Raw genomic sequence first — 21,751 nt, forward strand, 5'->3', positions numbered from 1 at the left:
GCCATGGACCGCTCCGTCACGACGCCGCTCACCCCCTCCGCCACCCGGCGCCCTCGCGCCACGGCGCGCGGCGCGGCGCTGGCCATGCTGGCCATGCTGGCGCTGGCCGCGCTGGCCGCGCCGGCGCCGGCCCGGGCCGCCCGCATCAAGGACATCACCGACGTCATGGGGGTGCGCGAGAACGCCCTCTACGGCTACGGCCTGGTGGTGGGCCTGGCCGGCACCGGCGACACCGAGCGCATCCTCTTCACCCAGCAGTCGATCGCCGGCATGCTCGGCCGGCTGGGCGTGCGGGTCGACCCCCGCGAGGTGCGGGCCCGCAACGTGGCGGCGGTGATGGTGACCGCCAAGCTGCCCCCCTTCGCCCGCCCCGGCACCCGCATCGACGTGGCCGTCGCCTCCATGGGCAACGCCCGCTCCATCGCCGGCGGGGTGCTGCTGGTGACGCCCCTGGCCGGCGGCGACGGCAAGGTCTACGCGGTCGGGCAGGGCTCGGTGCAGGTGGCCGGCTTCGACACCGGCTTCGGCGGGTCCTCGGTGCGCAAGAACACCCCCACCTCCGGCCGCATCTCCGGGGGCGCCACGGTGGAGCGCGCCCTCACGGTGGACCTGGCGGCCGGCCCCATCACCCTGGCGCTGCGTCGCCCCGACCTGACCACCGCCAGCCGCATCGCCGCCGCCGTCAACCAGCAGGTGGGCCCCGGCACGGCCAGGGCCACCGACCCGGCCGGCGTGGTGGTGACGCTGCCCGAGGCCAGCAAGGAGGACCCGGTGGGCTTCCTCTCCTCGCTCGAGGGGCTGGAGGTCGAGGCCGACCAGCGGGCCAAGGTGGTGGTGTCCGAGCGCACCGGCACGGTGGTGGCCGGCGACGGGGTGCGCATCCGGGCGGTGGCCATCAGCCACGGCGGCCTGCAGGTGCGCGTCCAGACCACCCCGGTCTTCTCCCAGCCCGGCGCGTTCGGGCAGGGCACCTCGCTGCAGGGCTCGCTCGACCGGGTCAACGCCGCCGAGGGCGCCACCGGCTCGGTGGCGCTGCCCGCCACCACCACCGTGGAGGAGCTGGCCAAGGCCCTCTCCACCCTGGGGGCCGGGCCGCGCGACCTCATCGCCGTGCTGGAGGCCATGAAGGCCGCCGGCGCCCTCGACGCCGACCTCGAGGTCCTGCAGTGACGCTGCGCCTCGCCGACGCGGCCCCGCCCGCCGCCGACCCGCGCCTGGCCGAGGCGTCGCGGGCGCTCGAGTCGATGCTCATCAAGCAGATCATCTCCTCGAGCGGCGCCTTCAAGGGCGGCGAGTCGGCCGGCTCCACCGTGCGGGCCGACCTCTTCGCCTCCACCCTGGCGGACGCGGTGGCCGGTGCCGGCGGGCTGGGCATCGCCGACCAGCTGACCCGGTCGCTCACGCCCGGCGGCGACCTGCCGGGGTCCCGGCCGTCCCAGCTCGGCGCCCCCTCCCCGCTGGCCCACCGGCCCACCACCGACCCCACCGCCAACGCCCGCGAGGCGCTGGCCCTGCCGGTGGCCGGCCGCCTCACCAGCTCCTACGGCCCCCGCCGCGACCCGTTCACGGGTGCGACCGAGACGCACACCGGCCTGGACGTGGGCGCACCGGAGGGGACACCCATCCGCGCCCCCGCGCCAGGCCTGGTGCTCTCGGCCGGACCGCGCGGCGGCTACGGCAACGCGGTGGAGATCGACCACGGCAACGGCCTGGTCACGCTCTACGGTCACGCCGCCGAACTATTGGTTTCCACAGGTGATTCTGTCGTGCCGGGGCAGGAGATCGCCACGGTCGGTTCGTCGGGGCGGTCGACCGGGCCCCACCTCCACTTCGAGGTACGTGTGGGTGGGCGGCCGGTCGATCCGCAGGTTGCACTTAAGAAGTACGGCCTCCGTGCCGAAGGGTCGGATGGGAGCGGACCCTGACCGCAGGAGGAAGCCATGAAGGTCAAGGACGCCAGTGAGCTGAGAGGTATCGAGGCGAATCGTCCTCCGGAGCCGAAGAAGGCACCGGCGCGAAGCTCGTCCGCGGCTGCGGACAAGGTGAGCACCGAGGTCAAGGCCCAGGTGGACGCGGCGGCAAACGCCGCACGGCAGGCGGTCGGCAACGACCGGGCCGTGCGACTGGATGCGATCGAGGCGGCCATCCGCCAAGGCGCGTTCAAGCCGGATCCGAACCGGATCGCGCAGCGCATTCTCGAGGATGCCGAGCTCACGGCGAAAATCCAGGCGCTGCTGAAGCGCTGATGACGTGAGCCGGAGGATGTCATGCTCGAGGAAGCCCTCGCCACCGCACATGATCTGCGGTGCGCCCTGGAACGGGAGGTCACACGCGCCCAGCGTGAGCGGGAGGTCCTGAGGACCCTCGACTCCGACCAGCTCTTCGCGGGCGCCTCGGCGCGCGCCACCTTCAACGCCGAGGTGGCCCGGCTCGAGTCGGCCCTGGCCGCCGCGCTGTCGCGAGCCGCCGGCGCCATGGGCCTCTCCGAGGTCACCATCCACCGGCTGGCCCTGCGGGCCCCGGAGGGGGCGGCCCAGCTCTCCCGGGCGCTGGCCGACATCCGGGCGCTGGCCGGGGCGCTGGCCGAGCTCGACCGGCTCAACCTCATGCTGGCGGGGCGCGCCCTGGCCTGCGTGCAGGGCTACCTGACCGCCCTCAACCCCGCGCCCACCGCCTACGATCGGCGCGGCGCCCGCACCGGGTCGCCGGCGCACCCGCCCCTCACCGTCCACTCCAGCAAGGTCTAGGGGCCGCCATGTCCGATCTCCTCGCGATCCTGTCCCAGGGCGCGGCGAGCCTGGCTGCCCAGCGGGCCGCCGCCGCCACCGCCTCGCACAACCTCCAGAACGCCAACACGCCCGGGTACGCGCGCCAGCGCGCCACCGTGGCGACCACCCTCCCCGCCGACCGCTCCGGCAACGCCTGGATCGGCCGCGGCTCGGTGCTGCAGGGCATCTCCCAGGCCCGCGACCGCTTCCTGGAGGCGCAGATCCCGGCCCAGCTCGGGCTCACGGCCCGCGCCGCCGCCGCCTCGGCCGCCCTCGGGTCGGTCAGCGCGCTCGACCCCAACACGGTGGGCAACCTGGGTGACTCGCTCTCCAACTTCTACGCGGCGCTGCGCGCCTCGGCCCAGAGCCCGGCCGACGCCGGCCTGCGCCAGGCGGCCGTGACCGCCTCCCGGTCGCTGGCGCTTGGCTTCCAGCGCACCCGCGGCGGCCTGGAGGAGGCCCGCGCCGGCGTGGACGCCCAGCTGGCGGGCACGGTCGTCGAGGTGAACGGCCTGGCCCAGCAGGTGGCCGACCTCAACGGCCAGGTGCGCACGGCGCGGGTCGGCGGCGCCGAGCCCAACGACCTGCTGGACGCCCGCCAGAAGGCGGTGGACCGGCTGGCCGAGCTGACCGGCGTGGCGCCGGTGGCCACCTCGGAGGGCGACGTCTCGCTCTTCCTGCCGGGCGGCTCGGCGCTGGTGTCCGGCCTGCAGGCCAGCACCCTGGCCACCCAGGTGGACCCCGCCAACGGCGGGCACCTGGCGCTCCGGCTGGTGGGCGCCAGCGGGGCCGCCCTGGCCTTCACCGGCGTGGGCGGCGAGCTGGGCGGGGCGCTCGACGCCCGCGACGGCGCCCTGCGGGCGGCCGTCACCGCGGTGGACACCCTGGCCTGGGACCTGGCCAGCCGCGTCAACGCCGTCCACCAGGCCGGCTACGGCCTGGACGGCACCACCGGCGACGCCCTCTTCACCACCGGCGCCACCCTGGACGGCGCCGCCGCGCGGCTGGAGATCAACGCCCTGGTCCTGGGCGATCCGCGCCGGCTGGCCGCCGCCGCCGCCGCCACCGGCCCCACCTCGGCCGCCCCGGGCGACGCCACCAACCTGCAGGCGCTCATCGCCACCGAGCGGGCGGCCCTGGGCAACGGCCTCGACGCCGTGGCCGGGCTCGCCAAGCTGACCAGCGACTTCGGCGCCGCCGCCCGCTCCGCGTCGGCGCTGGCGGAGCACGAGGCGGCCCTCACCGACAACCTGGTGCAGCGCCGCGAGGCGGTCAGCGGGGTCTCCATCGACGAGGAGCTCATCGAGCTGCAGAAGGCGCAGAAGGCCTTCGAGGCCATCAGCAAGGTCATCCAGGTGTCGAGCGAGATGTTCGACACGCTGCTGTCGCTCAAGTAGGAGGCCCCCGTGCGCGTCACCGACAGGATGCTCTACGACCGCACCGCCCGCGACGGCGGGGCGGCCAGGTCCCGGCTGGAGGCGGCCATCGCCACGGCCTCCACCGGCCAGCGGCTGGTCCACCCGGGCGACGACCCGGCCGGCGCCGGCCTGGTCACCCAGCACCTGGCCGCCCTGGCCCGGAGCGAGGCCATCGGCGCCGCCGCCGGGCAGGCCAGCGACGAGCTGGCGGCGGTGGACACCGCCCTCAACGACGTCACCAACGCGCTGGCGCGCGTCCGCGAGCTGGCCACCCAGTTCGCCAGCGCCGGCTACTCCGCCGAGCAGCGCGCCTCGGCGGCCGGCGAGGTCCAGTCGCTCTTCGACCACGTGGTGGCCGCGCTCAACAGCCGGGTCGGCAACCGCTACATCATGGGCGGCACCCTCGACGGCACGCCGCCCTTCGACAGCGGCGGGAACTACCTGGGCGACGCCGGGCTGCGCCAGCTGGAGATCGCGCCCGGCGTGCTGGAGGCCACCAGCGTGCGGGCCGACGTGGCCATGAAGGGCGTGGGCGGCGGGGTCGACGTCCTGGGCACCATGGGCGCGCTCCTGGCGGCGCTGCGGACCAACGACCAGCCCGGCGTGGCGGCCACGCTCACCGGCCTGGTGGCCGCCACCGACCAGGTGTCGGTGGCCCGCACCCAGGCCGGCAACGCCATGGCCACCTTCGACCTGGCGGTGCAGGTGAACCGGGTGGCCCGCGACGACGCCACCACCCGCGCCGCCCACCTCACCGACGCCGACGCCATCGAGGCCAACACCGAGCTGGCGCTGGCGCAGCGCGCGCTGGAGGCCTCGCTCACCGCCACCTCGTCCGGCTTCAAGCTGACGCTGCTCAACTACCTGAAGTAGGCCATGGAGCTCAGGACGCTCAGCCCCCCGCCCCCGGGCCGCGCCCCGGCGGTGGCCTCGCTGCGGCGGGAGCTGACGGCGCTCTTCCGCTGGCGCACCCGCTGGCTGCCGACGGTGGCCCCGGCGCGCGCCGTGCGGGCGGCCCGCCTGCTCCCGGTGCTGCTGCACGCCAGCTACGACCGGCCGCGCCTGCGCGAGGAGGCCCCGGGGGTGGCCGGCCTGCGCTACCGGCGCAGCTGGTCGCAGCTGTCGCGCGACTTCGACCTGCCGCCGCCCTTCAAGGCGCAGCGGGGCGCGCCGCTGGTGGAGGCGGTGCTGGTGGTGCCCGGCGCCCACGGGCTGGAGGCCACCGTGCTGGTGGCCGGCGGGCTCCGGGCGGCCGACCTGGAGTGGGTGGCGGAGCGCGCCGAGATGGCCGCCGCCCTGCTGGCCGGCGCCGGGGCGCGGCTGCCGGTGCAGGTGCTCGACGCCGCCGCGCTGGCCCGCGACGGCGACGCCATCGCGCGGCTGGCGGTCTTCGGGGCGCTGGTGGGCGGCCGCCTCTCGGCCGCGGCCTGGGGCGCGCTGGAGGTGGCCTCGCGCCGGCCCGTCGAGCCGGCCACCCTGACCCTGCTGGCCATGTCGGCGCCGGCGCCGCTGGCCGCGCTCTCGCTCACCCTGCTGTGCGGGGCCCCGGCCCCCTCGCCGCTGGAGGTGGCCGGCCGCCTGCTCGGGCAGGGGATCCTGGCCAAGCGCCTGGCCGACCCGGAGGAGTTCTGCGCCCGCTGGGCCGCCGAGGCCACGGCCCACCGGGCCGCCCTGCTCTCGGCCCTCGCCCTGTGCCGGCCGCGCGCCGATCGGCCCGCCGCGGTGCTGGACGCCGGCCAGGTGCTCTCCCTGGGTGGGGAGCTGGCCCTGGCGGCCGCCCGGGCGGTGCGCCGCGCCCGGCGCCTCGGCCTCGACCCGGCGCTCACCGCCGCCTGGCGCGAGGCGGTGGGGGCCAGCCTGCCGCGCGCCCTGCAGCCGGCGCTGGGCGCCCGCCTCTCCGCCAACGGGCCGCTGCGCACCGCGCTCGGGCTGGCCGGCGACGTGCACGAGGTGCGGCTCCCCTCCGGCACCGTGCTGGGGCGCGGCGGCACCCCGGTCCAGGCCCGGGTGCGGGCCCTCTCGCTGCTGGCCTCGGCCGCGCTCGAGCCGGTGCTGGAGCACGCCGAGCCGCCCTGGCGCGCCCTGGCCGCCCGCCTGGCGCAGCGGCGCGAGCGCCCCACCCTGCTGCTGGTGGTCGAGCCGGCCTTCCCCTCCGGGCCCCCCTTCGACCCGCTCAACCGCGGGCCGGGGCGCGCCCTCGGCTTCCCCGGGGCCCTGGAGGTCTGGCTCCGCCCGGGCCGGCGCCCCAGCGGGCGGGTGGTCAGCGGGGAGCAGGCGGTGGTGCGGCTGGTGCGCGAGGTCCAGGCCGGCCACGCGGTGGAGGTGGTGGCCTCCCGCAGCGAGGCCCAGCCGGTGGCGGCCCGCCTGGCCCAGGTGGCGGCCCTGCTGCGCGACGCGCCGCCGCGCACCCAGGTGGCGCTGGAGGCCGGCGGGCGCGTGCTCCTGCCGCGCGCCGGGCGCCTGCTGCGCTTCCCGCTCGACCGCTTCCTGGCCCGCCCGCGGATCTTCCTGCCCGACCCCGACGCGCCCGACCTGACCCTCTCGCCGGGCGAGCGCCGCCCGGTGGGGCTGTCGGCGCCCGGGCTCATCGAGTGCCGCGCCTCGCTGGTCGACGACCAGCGCGCCTCGCTGCTGTACGCCGACGCCCGCGGCGGCCAGTTCCGCGAGGTGGTCTTCCTGACCGAGCTGGAGGAGCACCTGGGCGACTCGCGCGCCGTGCTGCAGCAGTCCGACCCGCACTCGCTGCTGGCGGTGCGCCTCTCCGACGACGTCGAGCCGGCGCTGCGGCGGGTCGGCCGCACCGGCCCGGCCGTCCCCCTGGCGGTGCGCGGCCAGCTTCCCTTCGACCTGCAGGTGGACCTGGGCGGGCTGCGCTACGGCGGCACCAGCAGCGGCGCCAGCTGGCAGGAGGCGGCCCGGGCGGTGGTGGCCCGCTGGCCGCGCACCGGCGAGGCCCGCCTGAGCGTCAACGCCGTGACGGTCCAGGCCGGCGGGCGGCGCGCCGTCGGCCTGATGGCGCTGTATGTGCGAAGAATCGCACTTCGTCGCCTTAAGTTTTTCGTGGTGCGCGAGCTCCAGGCCTTATCTGCCGGGCAGCATGTGCCGAGGACATGAGTGAGGGCGACCACACCGTTCGCCCCACCTGACCCCAAGGAGATTCAGTCATGGCCATGTCAATCAGGACGAACGTCGCGTCCCTCAACGCCCAGAAGAACCTGTACCAGACCCAGGGCGCCCTCGACTCCTCGCTGTCCCGCCTGTCGAGCGGCTTCCGCATCACCAAGGCGGGCGACGACGCCGCCGGCCTCGGCATCAGCACCAAGCTCGAGTCGCAGATCAAGAGCTACGGCCAGGCCGTCCGCAACGCCAACGACGGCCTCTCGGTCATCCAGTCGACCGAGGCCGCCCTCAACGAGCAGGCCAACATCCTGACCCGCCTCCGCGAGCTGGCCATGCAGTCCGCCTCGGACGGCATCGGCAACACCGAGCGCGGCTACATCCAGACGGAGACCACCTCGCTGGTCAACGAGCTGGAGCGCATCTCGCAGGTCACCGAGTACAACGGGACCAAGCTGCTGGACGGCTCGGCCGCCACCCTGGACTTCCAGGTCGGCATCAACAACAGCGCCACCGGCTTCGACCGCATCAGCTTCTCCACCCTGAACGCCACCACCGCCACGGCCGGCCTCAACGTCACCGGCCTGAGCCTGGCCTCCAAGGCCTCGGCGCAGGCGGCCCTGTCCACCATCGACACCGCGCTCATCAACGTCTCGACGCAGCGCTCCACCCTGGGCGCCGCCGGCAACCGGTTCCAGAGCGCCATCGCCTCCATCCAGTCCTTCTCCGAGTCCCTCTCGGCCGCCAACAGCCGCATCAAGGACGTGGACGTGGCCGAGGAGACCAGCCGCATGGCCCGCAGCCAGATCCTCAGCCAGGCCGGCGTCAGCGTGTTGGCCCAGGCCAACCAGATGCCGCAGCTGGCCCTCAAGCTCCTCGGCTAGCCGCACCGGTGTATTCTCTCGGCCTCCCCCCGGCTCGCCCCGGGGGGAGGCTGGAGGTCTTCATGGCGTCGAACTTCACGGCCAGCGGTCTGGCGTCGGGCATCGACACCGCGTCGATCGTCGACCAGCTGGTCTCGCTGGAGTCGCGCCCCATCACCCAGCTGCAGAAGCGCCAGACCGGCGTGCAGGCGCAGATCAGCGCGCTGGCCGAGCTGGTCACCAAGCTCTCCACGCTGGAGGCCGCCGCCAAGGACCTGGGCGCCACCGGCGTCCTGGCCGCCAAGGTCACCTCCACGAACACCGCCTTCTCCACCGCGGTGGGCGCCGGGGCGCTCTCGGGCCGCTACGCCGTCCGGGTGGACGAGCTGGCCCAGGCCTCCAAGTGGCGCTCCGCGGCCTTCGCCACGCCCACCACCGGGGTGCAGGGCGGCACGCTGCGCCTCACCGTGCAGGGCACCACCTACCCGGACCTCACCATCGCCGACGGCGCCAGCCTGGCCGACGTGGCCTTCGCCATCCGCCAGAGCGGGGCGCCGGTCTCGGCCACCGTGCTCACCGGCATGGACCCCACCACCCAGCTGCCCGCCTCCTACCTGGCCATCACCGCCCGCGACACCGGCTTCGCCGGGGCCGATCCCACGGCGGCCCTGCGGGTGGAGTTCCTCACCCCGGCCGGCGCCGGCCAGCCCCTCGGCTTCGCCGAGACCCAGGCGGCCCGGAACGCCCGCTTCAACGTGGACGGCCTGGACTTCAGCCGCCAGTCCAACGTGGTCGCCGACGCCATCGGCGGCCTGACGCTGACCCTCACCAAGGGCGGCCCCGGCCTGCCGGCCACCGGCACGGTCGAGGACCTGGTGGTCTCGACGGACGCCACCGGCACCCAGGCCAAGCTGCAGAAGTTCGTCGACGCCTACAACTCGGTCATGACGCTGGTGCAGAAGCAGCTCAACGTGAACAAGGACACCAACCGCGGCACCACGCTGGCGGGCGAGTCCTCGGTCCGCTCGCTGCAGGGGCTGCTGCACGGCCTCATCACCACCAGGGTGGCCGGGCTGCCGGGCGTCTCCACCCTGGCCGACGTGGGGGTGAAGACCGCCCGCGACGGCTCGCTCTCCATCGACGCCACCGTGCTCAACGCCGCCCTGGGGCGCGACCCGGCGGCCATCGACGCCCTCTTCTCCACCGCCACCAGCGGCCTCTCGGCGGTGGTCTCCTCGATGGTGCAGGGGCAGGTCAAGAGCGGCACCGGCGTGCTGGTGAGCCGGCAGAAGGGGCTCTCCGACACCATCAAGACGATGGACACGCAGATCGCCTCGCTGCAGCGCCGCGTCGACGCCTTCCGCCTGGCCCTGGTGAAGCAGTTCACGGCCATGGAGAAGACGGTCAGCAACCTCAAGGCCTCGGGCAACTTCCTCACGGCGCAGCTCTCCGCCAACAGCAGCGCCTAGCCCACGGTGGCCACTCCGCAGGACCTCGAGGCGGCGCTGGCCGCCACGGCCGCGGCCCTGGAGGCCGGCGACCCGCTGGCCGCCGAGCAGGCCAGCGACCAGCTGGCGGCGATCTGCGCCGACCTGGGCGGGCGCGGCACCCGGCTGCCCGCCGAGGGGCTGGCGCGCGCCGCCGCGCTGCAGGCCCGCTGCGAGGCGGCCGCGGCGCGCCAGCTGGAGAGGCTCGGCGGAGAGCTCGACCTGGCGGCCCGCTCCAGGCGCGCCGGCCAGGCCTATCGCCAGGGCTGAGCGGCCCGCCTGGCCGGCTGGATCGGCCGGGCAGGATCGGCCGGGCGGCCGGCGCGGGCGGCGGCCAAAACGGCCCAGCGAACGAGGGCTTAAGTCATCGCCGGGCCGGGCCGAAGAAGTGGGTGAAGGACGAGTCGAGAGCCTCGTCACCAAACTCAGGAGGATTCCCCATGGCCATGTCGATCCGCACCAACGTCGCGTCCCTCAACGCCCAGAAGAACCTGTACCAGACCCAGGGCGCCCTCGACTCCTCGCTGTCCCGCCTGTCGAGCGGCTTCCGCATCACCAAGGCGGGCGACGACGCCGCCGGCCTCGGCATCAGCACCAAGCTCGAGTCGCAGATCAAGAGCTACGGCCAGGCCGTCCGCAACGCCAACGACGGCCTCTCGGTCATCCAGTCGACCGAGGCCGCCCTCAACGAGCAGGCCAACATCCTGACCCGCCTCCGCGAGCTGGCCATGCAGTCCGCCTCGGACGGCATCGGCAACACCGAGCGCACCTACATCCAGACCGAGACCCAGGGCCTGGTGGACGAGCTGGAGCGCATCTCGCAGGTCACCGAGTACAACGGGGCCAAGCTGCTGGACGGCACCGTCACCACCCTGGACTTCCAGGTCGGCATCAACAACAGCGCCACCGGCTTCGACCGCATCAGCTTCTCCACGCTGAACGCCACCACCGCGGCGGGCGGCCTCAACGTCACCGGCCTGAGCCTGGCCACCAAGGCCTCCGCGCAGGCGGCCCTGTCCACCATCGACACCGCCCTGGTCAACGTCTCGACGCAGCGCTCCACCCTGGGCGCCGCCGGCAACCGGTTCCAGAGCGCCATCTCCTCCATCCAGTCCTTCTCCGAGTCCCTCTCGGCCGCCAACAGCCGCATCAAGGACGTGGACGTGGCCGAGGAGACCAGCCGCATGGCCCGCAGCCAGATCCTCAGCCAGGCCGGCGTCAGCGTGTTGGCCCAGGCCAACCAGACCCCGCAGCTGGCCCTCAAGCTCCTCGGCTAGCCGATGACGTAGCCTCGCGAAGCGCCGCCCCGCGGCCAGAAGCCCCGGGGCGGCCTCTCGCACTCTGGACGACCTACGAGGTCTGCGATGATCCCCGCCGCACGTCGTTACGCACAGGCCCAGCGAGAGACCGCCTCCCCGGAGCGCCTGATGGTGCTCCTGTTCGAGGCGGCCCTCCGGAACATCCGGTCGGGCGCGACCGCCCTGGAGACAGGGCGGACGTCCGAGGCGACCGCCGCGCTCATGAAGGCCTCCGACATCGTGGTCGAGCTGCACGCCACGCTGGACCGGTCCAAGGCCCCTGATCTCTGCGATCGCCTCGCCGAGGTGTACCGCTTCGTCTGCCTGCGGCTCTCCGCCGCGGCGCTCTCCCGCGACGCACGCGCTGCACGGGAGGCGGAGCGGGCCTTTGCACCCATCGCCGAGGCCTTCGCCCAGGCGGTGCACTCGATGGGCAGTGCGCCGGCGCGCTGACGGGATCCAGCCGGCCTCGCAGGTCGTCTCGGGGTGGCGCGTCCGCGCCACCCCGTCTTGTTTTCGGGGCCGGCCCCTCGCGCCGCCGGCCGCTCAGCCGGCCAGGGCCCGGGCCAGCGCCGCGTGGCGCGCCTGCCGGTGCGGGCACTCCCACCCGGCGGCCCGCCGCTCGTCGGCCCGGGCCAGCAGCAGCCGGGCGTCGCCCGCCGCTCCCAGCCGCCAGGCCGCCTCGGCCGCCAGCAGCCACCCGTCCGGCCGGGCCCCCAGCGCCCGCTCCACCACCTTGAGCGCCCGCCCCGCCTCCCCCAGCTCCAGCAGCGCCTCGGCCTGGCCCGCCAGCGCCGACGGGTTGCCCGGCTCCTGCGCCAGGGCCCCCTCGAAGGCCGCCAGGGCGTCGCCGGCCCGCCCGCGCTGCAGCGCGATCACGCCGAGGTGGAGCTGGATGCGCGCCACCCCGGCCGCCGCCACCAGCTCGAAGGGGCCCTCGTGGGTGAGCCGCCGCAGCGACGAGCGGAAGGCCGCCTCGGCCCGGTCGAGCAGCCCGTCCCGCTCCGGCGAGCCCGGCGCCGCCGCCTGCCCCTGCAGCTCCAGGCCGAACGCCCGGAGGTAGTCGAAGTCGGGGCCGGGCCCGTCCCGTCCCTCGCCCCGCGCGGCCGACTCGCAGGCCGTCACCCCGTCGCCCCGCCGCAGCGCCAGCAGGCCGCGGAAGACCGCCACCCGGAGGAAGCTGCGGTCCGGTGGCTGGGCCGGCAGGAGCGCCCAGGCCTCCTCCAGCAGGGCGGCGGCCTCGTCGAGGCGCCCGGCCTCCATGAGCTCGAGCGCCAGGTAGCCGCGCGGCGTGACGTCGCCCGGCTCGGCCGCCACCCGGCGCCGCAGCAGGCCGATGTTGCGCTCCCGCTTGCCGCGCTGCAGGGCCAGCGAAGGCACGTAGCCGAAGTGCACCAGGTCCACCGGGAGGTCGGCCCGCCGGCCGCGGATGCGGGAGAACCAGTCGCCCACCCCCTCGTGCACGGCGCCGCGCCACTCCAGCCCCTTGGCGTGGCGCAGCACCCGCGGGAGCAGGATGGGCTCGCCGAGCCGCTCCCGCCCGGCCACCACGTCCTCCAGGCGCGCCTCCTGGCGCGCGGCGTTGTGCAGGCGGACCATCCCCAGGTCGAAGCCCCCGCCCGCCACCGCGGCCAGCAGCGCCGGCCCGCTGCCGGGCGCCAGCCGCTCGTCCGCGTCCAGCTGGAGGATGAAGCCCCCTCGGACGTGGCGCGCCGCCAGGTTGCGCGGCGCCGAGAAGTCGTCGTCCCAGGGGCGCTCCACCACCGTGGCGCCGGCCGCCCGGGCCAGCGCCACCGTGCGGTCGGTCGAGCCGGTGTCCACCAGCACGATCTCGTCCACCACGCCCCGCACCGACTCGAGGCAGCCTGGCAGCAGGACCTCCTCGTTGCGGGCGATGAGGCAGAGGGTCAGGCGTGGCGCCACGGCGGCCTCCTCGCGGCGAAGGGGGTCACGGGCGGCTCCGCCGGGCGGGAGGTCCGCGGCGGGTGGCGCCGCGCCGGGCGCCGTCGCCCCGGAGCCGCGCCACCAGCAGGTCGCACAGCCCGGCCACGTCGTCGGCGTCGAAGGCCGGCAGGGCGCGCGGCGGCGGCTCGTCGGTCACCACCGCCACCACCCGGCGATCGGTGGCGCAGAGGAACTCGCGCGAGACGCGGCGCCGGTGGACCTCGATGCGCGGCAGGGGCTCGCCCCGCCAGCCCTCGGCCAGCACCAGGTGGCAGGGCGGGAGCAGCCTGGCCAGGGCGCGGGCCCCGCCGGCTGGCGGCCCGAAGAGCGCCATGGCGTCCGGCCCCTGGATGGCGGCCGCCACCGCCCCGGCCCGCCGCAGCACCTCGGTGTCCTTGCCGGGCCGGTCGAAGGCGTGCACGTGGCTGGTGTGCTTGAGCACCGCCACGGTCACGCCGCGTGCCGCCAGCGCCGGGATGAGCCGGGAGAGCAGCCGCGTCTTGCCGACGCCGCTCGGCCCCGAGACCGCCACCACGGGCGTCACCCGCCCTCGCCGAGCAGCCACGCCGTCACCTCCGCGCCCTCCGGCAGGTCGCCGGTGTCGGCCCCCAGGCACAGCAGCAGGTCGGCCAGGGCTGGCCCCCGCACCTGGGCGGTGTCACGGCCCAGCGGCCGGGCCCGCCCACCGGCCTCGAGCCGCGCCCACACCAGCCGCGCCCGCCCCGGTCGGCCGCTGGCGGCCTCGGCCAGGCGCAGCGGCAGCTCGGGGCGGAGCCGCTGCCCGGCGCCGCAGAGCGCCAGCAAGGCGGGGCGCACGAACACCTCGAAGGCCACCAGGCAGGCCGACGGGCTCCCGGGCAGGCCGAAGGCCGGGTGAGCTCCCCGCCGCGCGAAGAGGTATGGCTTGCCGGGCTTCATGGGCACGCCGTGGATCTCGATGGCGGCGCCGGCGGCCTCCAGCGCGGCCGGCACGTGGTCGCGCTCGCCCACCGAGACGCCGCCGATGGTCACCACCGCGTCGCAGGCGCCCAGCGCCTCGTCGAGCGCGGCGGCCAGCGCCTCCAGCCGATCGGGCACGCGGCGCCGCTCCACGGTGGCGCCCAGCGCCAGGCACAGCCCGGCCACCGCCGCGCCGTTCGAGTCGGGGGTCCGCCCGGACACCACCTCGTCGCCGGTGGAGAGGATCGCCACCCGCGGCCGGCGGACCACCTCCACCTGCCCGGTGGCCACCGCCTCGAGCAGCGCCAGCTGGCGCGGGCCGAGGCGCGCCCCGGCCTCCAGCGCCAGCCCGCCCCGCGCCACGTCCTCGCCGGCCGCCCGGACGTTCTGGCCAGGGCTGGCCGGTCGGCGGAAGCGCGCCAGCCCCTCGGCGGCGTCCACCTCCTCCTCCCGGACCACGGCGTCGGCGCCGGGCGGCAGCGGCGCCCCGGTGAAGATGCGGGCCGCCTCGCCCGGCGCGAGCGGCGCGGCCGCCGCCCCGGCGTAGAGCACCTGGCGCACCGGCAGCGCGGCCGGCGCGCCGGCCAGGTCGGCGGCGCGCACGGCGTAGCCGTCCATGGCCGAGCAGGTCTCCTGGGGAGCGGCCCGCGCGGCCAGGGCCTCGGCGGCGAGGTACCGCCCAGCCGCCTCGGCGAGCGCGACGCGCTCCGGCGGCAGCGCGGTCAGGGTCGCGAGGACCGCGTCCCTGGTGGCGAGGAGCCGCTTCATGGGGCAGCGGAGTGTCTCACGCCACCCCGGCCGCCGGCCACCAGGTGTGGACCGCGACCACACCTGACGTGGCCAGCCGGTCCCAGTTCCACGGTGGCATCGGGGCGCCCCATCCGGAGCCTGGGCTCGGACCTCCCGCAAGGGTTGCGCACTCCGCGGCTTGATCCATGGCAAGGCGCAAGGCCTGCATCCGGATCAAGTGAAATTCCAAAGAAGTATCGAGGGCCTGAGACGTGCAACTGGATTCCGGTCAAGAAGTCGCCTGATCTCCCCCTCGGAGGAACCCGTGCTTTCAAACGCCCCCGTCACCGACTGCGCCGCCTGCAACCTGGGCATCGCCTCCCAGGGCAAGTGCCGGCTCACCCCGACCAGCCGGGAGTCCGGTTCGACGATCTGCGCCCAGGGCGAGCGGCCGCGGACCGTCTACTTCGTCAAGGAGGGGTTCGTGGCACTCTCCGCGGTCAGCCCGCGGGGTTCCGAGATCCTGCTGACGCTGCGCGGCCCGTCGTCGCTGCTCTGCACCGAGGCGCTGCAAGGGGAGGCCTCCCCCTTCGAGGTCCGCGCCCTCTCCCGGGTGCGGGTCTGCGGCATCGCCGGCGACGCGCTCTCGCAGTGGGTCGGACCGGAGAAGAGCGCCGGTCGCGTCATCCTCGACCTCCTGCTCACCGAGTCCCGCCAGCAGCGCGACGAGGTCAACTGGCGCCAGGGCGACTGCCTGGCCCGGGTGGCGCGGTTCGCGCTGGCCCATTCGCGCTTCCTGGCCGATCGCCCCAACGCGGTCCGCAAGCAGGTGGTGGCCCGCCTGCTGGGCATGCGGCCCGAGACCCTCTCACGCTGCCTCACCAAGCTGGAGCGGGACGGCGTGGTGGACGCCTCGCGGGGCGTCAAGGTGCTGGACCACCGCCGCCTGGCGTCCATCGCCATGGAGGACGCCGCCGCCTAGCGCCGCCGCGCCCGCCCCACCTAGAGACACCACCCGGGGAATGCGGTAAAGGTTCGCGCGCGTTCCACCGGGGACAGGAGAGTCCACCCATGTTCGGTCTCAGAATGCCCGAGCTGCTCATCATCGGGTTCATCGTGGTGCTGCTGTTCGGCGCCAACAAGCTGCCGGCGCTGGGCGCCGGGCTGGGCAACGGCATCCGGAGCTTCAAGAAGGCCTTCTCCGGCGACGACGACAAGCTCGCCTCCAAGGACGAGAAGCCGCAGGCCGGCGAGCAGGGCCCGAAGGCCTAGCGCGTCGCCCGGCCGGGCGACGGCATCCCACCCCCGGCCCGGCCCGCGCCGGACCGCAGCGGTCACCGCCTCGACATCACCCGGCCCACCCACCGGGCCAGCGCCGCCGCCAGGCGGCCGACCCGGTCCTCCCACCAGTCGACGAGCCCCGTGCCGGGCACCGCGTCCGCCGGCACCACCACCGCCTCGGCGAGGCGCGCCTCGATCCAGCGCGCCCCGGCCCCCGCCAGCACCTGGTCCTCCGCCTCGGCGAGCACCTCCAGGTTGGCCAGGGAGAAGGGGTCGAGGTTGAAGCTGCCGAGCAGCAGGCGCAGGCCGTCCACCACCGCCACCTTGGCGTGCAGCATGGAGGCGGGCCACTCGCGCACCTCGACGCCCGCCGCCAGCAGCGTGCGGTAGAGCCGGCGGGTGGCCGGGCGGGCCAGCCCCACGTCGCTGCGGGCCGGCAGCACCAGGCGCACCTGCACCCCGCGCCGCGCCGCCGCGGTGATGGTGCGGACCATGTGCCGGTCCGGCAGGAAGTAGGCGTGGGCCAGCAGCACCCGCACCCGGGCCCCGCCGATGGCCTTGCGGTAGCGCCGCCGCAGCTTCCCACCGCCGCCCAGTCCGGACAGCCAGACGCGGAACGGGCCGGCCGGGCTGCTGCCGCGCTCGTGCCGGGCCCGCCGCAGCAGCCACTCGGCGGTCGGCCCGCGCACCTCCAGCGCCAGGTCGGCCCAGGCCCCCTCCCCGCTGGCACCCGGCGCGCCGTACTCCTCGCCGATGTTGATGCCGCCCAGGAAGGCCACCTCGCCGTCCACCGCCAGCACCTTGCGGTGGTTGCGCCGCCAGCGCCCGAAGAGGGCCACCAGCATGCGGTTGAAGACCTCCACCTGGCCCCCGGCCGCCTCGAGCCGCCGGGCCAGCTCGCCGGCCTGGGGGGCGGAGCCCCACCCGTCCAGCACCACCCGCACCCGGACGCCGCGCCGCGCCGCGCCGGCCAGGGCCTCCAGGAAGCGCTCGCCCACGCGGTCGGCGGCGAAGGAGTAAACCTCCAGCAGGATCTCCTCGCGCGCCGCCTCGATGGCCGCCAGCATGGGCGGGTAGGCGCCCCCGCCGCCGTCGAGCAGGCGGACCACGTCCCGGGGGCGCGGCCGGCGCACGTCGAGCCAGGGCGGGAGGGCCATGCGGCGAGCCTACGGCCAGTCCGCGGGAACCGCCACGGGGAGGATCGACGACCAGGCGACCCGGCCCCGGCCTCGGCCGCCGTGGCCCCCTCACCCCGGCCCTCTCCCCCAGCAAGCTGGGGGAGAGGGTGGTCACCTCATCCGGACCCCGACCTCGACCCTGACCTCGGCCCCGTGCCCCGACCCGGACCCTCCCCCGCCCGCCCCGGCCGGGATCCCCTTCGGTCGACCTGCGCTCCGGGCACGTTGACCTGGGGTGGACCGCGCCCTAGATCGGGTGGCGCCCATGGCGGAGACGGTCTTCGAGGAGCTGAAGCGGTACGTGGAGTTCGGACCGCCCGACGGGGAGCGCCTGCGCGCCCTCCACGCCGCGGCGTTGCCGCACCTCCAGGAGATCGCCGAGGTCTTCTACGAGCGCATCCTGCGGCACGAGGAGGCCTCCAAGGTCCTGCACGGCGGCGAGAGCCAGGTCGGGCAGCTCAAGGTGAGCCTGGTGGCCTGGATGGACAGCCTGCTGCGCGGCCCCTGGGACGAGGCCTACTGGCTGCACCGCTACACCATCGGCCGGGTCCACGTCCGCATCGGCATGCCGCAGCACTACATGTTCGGCGCCATGAACGTCATCCGCGGCGAGCTGGACCGGCTGGTGGTCGAGCGGCTGCCCGGCTCGCCGGCCCAGGAGCCCACCCGCGCCGCGGTCGGCAAGATCCTCGACCTCGAGCTGGCCATCATGCTGCACACCTACCGCGACGACCTGCTGGCGCAGCAGGCCCGGGTGGAGCGGCTCTCCACCTTCGGGCAGCTGGTGGGCTCCATCGGCCACGACCTGCGCAACCCGCTGGGCGTCATCGAGACCTCGCTCTTCATCCTGCGCGGCCGCATCGGCGAGGACGAGCGGGCCGTCAAGCACGTGGCCCGCATCAAGGAGCAGGTGGACGTCGCCAACGGCATCATCACCAACCTGCTCGACATGATCCGGAACAAGCCGCTCACCCGCGAGGCGGTCCGCCTGGCCGAGGTGGTGGCCGGGGCGGTGACCTCGGTGAAGCGGCCGGACGGGGTGACCCTGGCGGTGGAGGGGGTGGACGGGCTGCCGACCGTGGAGGGCGACGCCGTGCAGCTCCGCCAGATCCTGTTCAACCTGCTGGAGAACGCGGTGCACGCCGCCTCGCCCGCGGGGGCGGTGCTGGTGCGCGGCCGGCGCGGCGAGGGCCAGGTGCTGCTGGACGTGGAGGACAGCGGGCCGGGGGTGGACCCGGCCACCCGGCGCCGCCTCTTCGAGCCGCTCATCACCACCAAGGCGCACGGCATCGGCCTGGGGCTGGCGCTGGTCAAGCGCATCGCCGAGCGGCACGGCGGCGGGGTCGAGTACTCGGAGCGGGCGGGCGGCGGGGCGCGCTTCACGGTGCGCCTGCCGGCCTGAGGGGGGAAGGACACCATGCGGCGCTACCTGATCGTGGACGACAACCGCCAGTTCGCGGAGAACCTGGCCGAGATCCTGCGCGACCGCGGCGACGAGGTGATCATCGCCGGCGGCGGCCGGGAGGCCCTGGACCGGGCCGCCACGATCCGCTTCGACGCCCTGCTCACCGACATGCGCATGCCGGTCATGGGCGGGGCGGAGCTGGTGCACGAGGTGCGGCGCCTCGACCCCGGCCTGGCGGCCCTGGTCATCACCGCCCACGTCGGCGACGACGCGCTGGAGGCGGCCCGCAGCGAGGGGCTGCTGGCCGTGCTGCCCAAGCCGGTGCCGGTGGGCCGGCTGCTCGACCTGCTGGCCTCGGCGCGGCGCGACGGCCTGGTGGTCATCGTGGAGGACGACCAGCGGCTCAGCGACAACCTCACCGAGGCGCTGCGCTCGCGCGGCTTCGCCGCCGTGACCGCCGCCTCGGTGCTGGAGACCGAGCGGCTCGGGCCGGTCCGGCCCTTCGCGGCCCTGGTGGACCTGCGCGTGCCGGGCGGGCCGGACGGCGAGGCCATGCGCCGCCTCGGGGCGCGCTTCCCCGGCCTGCCCATGATCGTCATGACCGGGCTGCACGACCAGGCGCCGCCGCCCACCACCGCCTTCTTCCTGAAGCCCTTCGACACCGGCGCGCTGCTGGACGCGGTGGGCCGGCTGCACGCGGCCCGCGCCGGCGCGACGCCGGCCGGCGGGGCGCCGTGAAGGACCACCCGCCGCGCCGCCCGCGCGTCCTGCTGGTGGACGACAACGCCGGGCTGGTGGAGAACCTCTCCGAGATCCTGGAGGAGGCCGGCTACCAGGTGCGCAGCGCGGCCTCCTGCGCCGCGGCGCTGCCGGCGGCCCGGGAGGGCTTCGACGTGGCGCTGGTGGACCTGCGGCTGCCAGACGGCGACGGCACCGCGCTGGCGCCGCAGCTCAAGCTGGCCTCGCCGGACGGCGAGGTGGTGCTGCTGACCGGCTTCGCCACCCTGGAGTCCGCGGTGGCGGCGGTGCGGGCCGGCGCCTGCGCCTACCTGGTCAAGCCCTGCGCCACCCCCGAGCTGCTGGTGACGGTGGAGCAGGCCATGCGGCAGGTGCGCCTGCACGGCGAGAAGCGCGAGCTGGCGCGGCGGGCCCAGATGGCCGAGAAGCTGGCGGCGGTGGGCACCATGACGGCCGGCCTGTCCCACGAGATCCGCAACCCGCTCAACGCCGCCATGCTGCAGCTCACCGTGCTGGAGCGGCGCCTGCTCAAGCTGCCGGGCCAGGGCCAGGGCCCCCTGCTGGAGCCGCTGACGCTGGTGAAGGACGAGATCCGCCGGCTCGACCACATCCTGGAGGACTTCCTCCAGTTCGCCAGGCCGCGCGAGTTCGTGCCGCGCCCGGTGGACGTGCCGGCGGTGGTGGCGCGGGTGCTCGACCTGCTGGGCGGCGAGGCCGAGCGGCGGGGCATCCGGCTGGAGCGGGAGCTGGCCCCGGCCGGCCCGACCGCCTGGGTGGCCGGCGACGAGGAGCGGCTCCGCCAGGTGCTGGTCAACCTGACCCTCAACGCGCTGGAGGCCACCCCGGACGGCGGGCAGGTGCGGGTGGCCTGCTTCACCGAGCCGGCCGATCCGGAGCGCGAGGGGGACGCCGGGCGGGTGGGCATCACCCTGGAGGACAGCGGCGCCGGGGTGGAGCCGGCGGCGCGCGATCGGATCTTCGAGCCCTTCTTCACCACCAAGGCCAAGGGCTCGGGGCTGGGGCTCTCGATCGTGCACGCCATCGTGGCGCAGCACGGCGGGACCATCTCGGTGGAGGACGGCGTGGGGGGCGGCGCCCGCTTCGTGCTCAGGCTGCCGCGGACCGGCTAGCCGGGGCCGTCGCCCGGATCCTCGCCCGGATCGCCGGCGGGCGCCGGCGTGCCGGCCGCGTACTCCTTGAGCCGGTACTGGATCTTGCGGACGCTGATGCCCAGGATCTCGGCGGCCCGCGAGGTGGAGCCGCCCACCATCTCCAGCGTGCGCAGGATGGCCTCGCGCTCGATCTCGTAGAGGGTGGCCCCGGGGATGAGGGCGCCCGGCGAGCGCTCGCGGGGGCGCGGGCCGCGCAGCGCCGGCGGCAGGTCCTCGGCGGTCAGCTCGGTGGACTTGCAGAGCACCACCGCCCGCTCCACCACGTTCTCCAGCTCGCGCACGTTGCCCGGCCAGTCGTGGGAGAGCAGCGCGTTCAGGGTGCCGGGAGCCAGCCCCTTGATCTCCTTGCCATAGGACCTGGAGTACAGGTCCATGAAGTGGGAGACCAGCGAGGGGATGTCGCCCTTGCGCGACCGCAGCGGCGGCAGCGTCACCGCCACCACGTTGAGCCGGTAGTAGAGGTCCTCGCGGAAGCGGCCGCTCCGCACCATCTCCAGCAGGTCCTTGTTGGTGGCGGCCACCACCCGCACGTCCACCTTGCGGGTCTCGTTGCCGCCCACCCGCTCGAACTCCTGGGACTGGATGACCCGCAGCAGCTTCACCTGCAGCCCCAGCGGGATGTCGCCGAACTCGTCGAGGAAGATGGTCCCGCCGTCGGCCAGGTCGAAGCGGCCGTCGCGCTTGCCCACCGCGCCGGTGAAGGCGCCCTTCTCGTGACCGAAGAGCTCCGACTCGATGAGGGTCTCGGAGAGCGCCGCCAGGTTCACCTTGACGAAGGGCTTGGCGGCCCGCGGCGAGTCCTCGTGGATGGCCTGGGCGATGAGGCTCTTGCCGGTGCCCGACTCGCCCAGGATGAGGACGGTGGCCTTGGTGGAGGCCGCCCGCTTCACCACGTCGAAGACCGCCTGCAGCTCGGGGGCGTCGCCCACGATGTTGTGGAAGCGGTAGCGCTCCCGCACCCGCTCGCGCAGGTTCTGGGTGTCGCGCTGCAGGCGCAGCTTCTCCAGCGCCTTCTCCAGCACCACCAGCACCGCGTTGGTGTCGAGCGGCTTGACCAGGTAGTTCTCGGCCCCCGCCCGCATGGCCTCCACCGCCGCCTCCACCGAGGCGAAGGCGGTCATCATGACGAAGACCGCGTCGGACCCCTGCTCGCGAGCCCGCTTGAGCAAGGTCATGCCGTCCATCCGCGGCATGCGGACGTCGGCCAGCACCGCGGCCGGGGCGAAGCCGGGCAGCAGGGCCAGGGCCTCCTCGCCGTTGGCGGCCACCGCCACCTCGAACCCCTCCTCGAGGAGGATGGTGGTGAGGGCCGCGCGCGCGTTGGCCTCGTCCTCGACGATGAGGATGCGTTCCTTGGTGCGGTTTCCTGGGATCAAGGACATCGCGGCCTCTGAAGCGGGTGCGCAAACCCTGC

Annotated in this window: 22 protein-coding genes; 17 read left to right on the plus strand and 5 right to left on the minus strand. The window is 75.3% G+C overall.

What is annotated here, in order from left to right; all coding sequences use genetic code 11:
- The first annotated feature begins 84 nt into the window (after nucleotides 1-84).
- The 12 genes from IPO09_15870 to fliS all read left to right on the plus strand — a co-directional run bounded on the left by IPO09_15870 (nucleotide 85) and on the right by fliS (nucleotide 11,404).
- On the plus strand, nucleotides 85-1,170 hold the full coding sequence (locus tag IPO09_15870; GenBank protein MBK9518792.1) for a flagellar basal body P-ring protein FlgI: 1,086 nt from the start codon (nucleotides 85-87) through the stop codon (nucleotides 1,168-1,170).
- A gap of 74 nt (nucleotides 1,171-1,244) precedes the next feature.
- Nucleotides 1,245-1,925 carry a M23 family metallopeptidase gene (locus IPO09_15875; GenBank protein MBK9518793.1) on the plus strand — a complete coding sequence of 227 codons (681 nt, stop codon included), beginning with the start codon at nucleotides 1,245-1,247 and terminating at the stop codon, nucleotides 1,923-1,925.
- 15 nt (nucleotides 1,926-1,940) lie between these two features.
- Nucleotides 1,941-2,246 carry a flagellar biosynthesis anti-sigma factor FlgM gene (locus IPO09_15880; GenBank protein ID MBK9518794.1) on the plus strand — a complete coding sequence of 102 codons (306 nt, stop codon included), beginning with the start codon at nucleotides 1,941-1,943 and terminating at the stop codon, nucleotides 2,244-2,246.
- 21 nt (nucleotides 2,247-2,267) lie between these two features.
- Nucleotides 2,268-2,747 carry a flagellar export chaperone FlgN gene (gene flgN / locus IPO09_15885; GenBank protein MBK9518795.1) on the plus strand — a complete coding sequence of 160 codons (480 nt, stop codon included), beginning with the start codon at nucleotides 2,268-2,270 and terminating at the stop codon, nucleotides 2,745-2,747.
- An 8-nt stretch (nucleotides 2,748-2,755) separates the two neighbouring features.
- On the plus strand, nucleotides 2,756-4,165 hold the full coding sequence (flgK, locus tag IPO09_15890) for a flagellar hook-associated protein FlgK (protein ID MBK9518796.1): 1,410 nt from the start codon (nucleotides 2,756-2,758) through the stop codon (nucleotides 4,163-4,165).
- 9 nt (nucleotides 4,166-4,174) lie between these two features.
- A complete protein-coding gene (locus IPO09_15895) occupies nucleotides 4,175-5,059 on the plus strand; it encodes a flagellar biosynthesis protein FlgL (GenBank protein ID MBK9518797.1) in 885 nt (294 codons plus the stop codon).
- A gap of 3 nt (nucleotides 5,060-5,062) precedes the next feature.
- Nucleotides 5,063-7,300 carry a hypothetical protein gene (locus tag IPO09_15900; protein ID MBK9518798.1) on the plus strand — a complete coding sequence of 746 codons (2,238 nt, stop codon included), beginning with the start codon at nucleotides 5,063-5,065 and terminating at the stop codon, nucleotides 7,298-7,300.
- 50 nt (nucleotides 7,301-7,350) lie between these two features.
- Nucleotides 7,351-8,187 (plus strand): flagellin FliC, encoded by an 837-nt coding sequence (locus IPO09_15905; GenBank protein ID MBK9518799.1) that lies wholly within the window; start codon nucleotides 7,351-7,353, stop codon nucleotides 8,185-8,187.
- A gap of 62 nt (nucleotides 8,188-8,249) precedes the next feature.
- The gene (gene fliD, locus IPO09_15910; GenBank protein ID MBK9518800.1) at nucleotides 8,250-9,635 is read left to right on the plus strand and encodes a flagellar filament capping protein FliD; all 1,386 of its coding nucleotides are present in this window, start codon (nucleotides 8,250-8,252) and stop codon (nucleotides 9,633-9,635) included.
- A gap of 6 nt (nucleotides 9,636-9,641) precedes the next feature.
- Entirely contained in the window at nucleotides 9,642-9,923 is a 282-nt protein-coding gene (locus IPO09_15915; GenBank protein ID MBK9518801.1) for a hypothetical protein, read from the plus strand.
- A 170-nt stretch (nucleotides 9,924-10,093) separates the two neighbouring features.
- Nucleotides 10,094-10,930 (plus strand): flagellin FliC, encoded by an 837-nt coding sequence (locus IPO09_15920; GenBank protein MBK9518802.1) that lies wholly within the window; start codon nucleotides 10,094-10,096, stop codon nucleotides 10,928-10,930.
- Between the two features lie 87 nt (nucleotides 10,931-11,017).
- Nucleotides 11,018-11,404: a flagellar export chaperone FliS gene (fliS, locus tag IPO09_15925; protein ID MBK9518803.1), complete on the plus strand. Its 387-nt coding sequence runs from the start codon at nucleotides 11,018-11,020 to the stop codon at nucleotides 11,402-11,404.
- Between the two features lie 93 nt (nucleotides 11,405-11,497).
- On the opposite strand, the gene IPO09_15930 is transcribed toward fliS, so the two are convergent.
- Genes IPO09_15930 through IPO09_15940 form a run of 3 tightly spaced genes read right to left on the minus strand, consistent with a single transcriptional unit; the run spans nucleotide 11,498 to nucleotide 14,602 of the window.
- Complete coding sequence (locus IPO09_15930; GenBank protein MBK9518804.1) at nucleotides 11,498-12,862, minus strand: glycosyltransferase; 1,365 nt, start codon at nucleotides 12,860-12,862, stop codon at nucleotides 11,498-11,500.
- 37 nt (nucleotides 12,863-12,899) lie between these two features.
- Nucleotides 12,900-13,460 carry a molybdopterin-guanine dinucleotide biosynthesis protein B gene (gene mobB, locus IPO09_15935; protein MBK9518805.1) on the minus strand — a complete coding sequence of 187 codons (561 nt, stop codon included), beginning with the start codon at nucleotides 13,458-13,460 and terminating at the stop codon, nucleotides 12,900-12,902.
- A complete protein-coding gene (locus IPO09_15940; protein MBK9518806.1) occupies nucleotides 13,436-14,602 on the minus strand; it encodes a molybdopterin molybdotransferase MoeA in 1,167 nt (388 codons plus the stop codon). The genes mobB and IPO09_15940 overlap by 25 nt, the downstream gene beginning before the upstream one ends.
- A gap of 286 nt (nucleotides 14,603-14,888) precedes the next feature.
- Here IPO09_15940 and IPO09_15945 point away from each other — a divergent pair, with 286 nt between their 5' ends.
- Together IPO09_15945 and IPO09_15950 are read left to right on the plus strand one after the other, a co-directional pair.
- The gene (locus tag IPO09_15945) at nucleotides 14,889-15,545 is read left to right on the plus strand and encodes a Crp/Fnr family transcriptional regulator (protein MBK9518807.1); all 657 of its coding nucleotides are present in this window, start codon (nucleotides 14,889-14,891) and stop codon (nucleotides 15,543-15,545) included.
- An 89-nt stretch (nucleotides 15,546-15,634) separates the two neighbouring features.
- A complete protein-coding gene (locus tag IPO09_15950; protein MBK9518808.1) occupies nucleotides 15,635-15,835 on the plus strand; it encodes a twin-arginine translocase TatA/TatE family subunit in 201 nt (66 codons plus the stop codon).
- A 62-nt stretch (nucleotides 15,836-15,897) separates the two neighbouring features.
- On the opposite strand, the gene IPO09_15955 is transcribed toward IPO09_15950, so the two are convergent.
- Nucleotides 15,898-17,001, minus strand: coding sequence for a cardiolipin synthase B (locus tag IPO09_15955; GenBank protein MBK9518809.1), 1,104 nt, complete (start codon nucleotides 16,999-17,001; stop codon nucleotides 15,898-15,900).
- 286 nt (nucleotides 17,002-17,287) lie between these two features.
- Between IPO09_15955 and IPO09_15960 the strand changes: the two genes are divergently transcribed.
- The 3 genes from IPO09_15960 to IPO09_15970 are packed head-to-tail and all read left to right on the plus strand — an operon-like array spanning nucleotide 17,288 to nucleotide 20,295.
- Nucleotides 17,288-18,424, plus strand: a complete 1,137-nt coding sequence (locus IPO09_15960; GenBank protein MBK9518810.1) for a histidine kinase — start codon at nucleotides 17,288-17,290, stop codon at nucleotides 18,422-18,424.
- 15 nt (nucleotides 18,425-18,439) lie between these two features.
- Nucleotides 18,440-19,165: a response regulator gene (locus tag IPO09_15965; GenBank protein ID MBK9518811.1), complete on the plus strand. Its 726-nt coding sequence runs from the start codon at nucleotides 18,440-18,442 to the stop codon at nucleotides 19,163-19,165.
- The gene (locus IPO09_15970) at nucleotides 19,162-20,295 is read left to right on the plus strand and encodes a response regulator (GenBank protein MBK9518812.1); all 1,134 of its coding nucleotides are present in this window, start codon (nucleotides 19,162-19,164) and stop codon (nucleotides 20,293-20,295) included. The genes IPO09_15965 and IPO09_15970 overlap by 4 nt, the downstream gene beginning before the upstream one ends.
- Here the strand turns inward: IPO09_15970 and IPO09_15975 are convergent.
- Nucleotides 20,292-21,719 carry a sigma-54-dependent Fis family transcriptional regulator gene (locus IPO09_15975; protein MBK9518813.1) on the minus strand — a complete coding sequence of 476 codons (1,428 nt, stop codon included), beginning with the start codon at nucleotides 21,717-21,719 and terminating at the stop codon, nucleotides 20,292-20,294. The two genes, IPO09_15970 and IPO09_15975, sit on opposite strands and share 4 nt — an antisense overlap.
- Nucleotides 21,720-21,751 lie beyond the last annotated feature (32 nt).

Source organism: Anaeromyxobacter sp. (assembly GCA_016718565.1).
GTDB lineage: Bacteria > Myxococcota > Myxococcia > Myxococcales > Anaeromyxobacteraceae > JADKCZ01.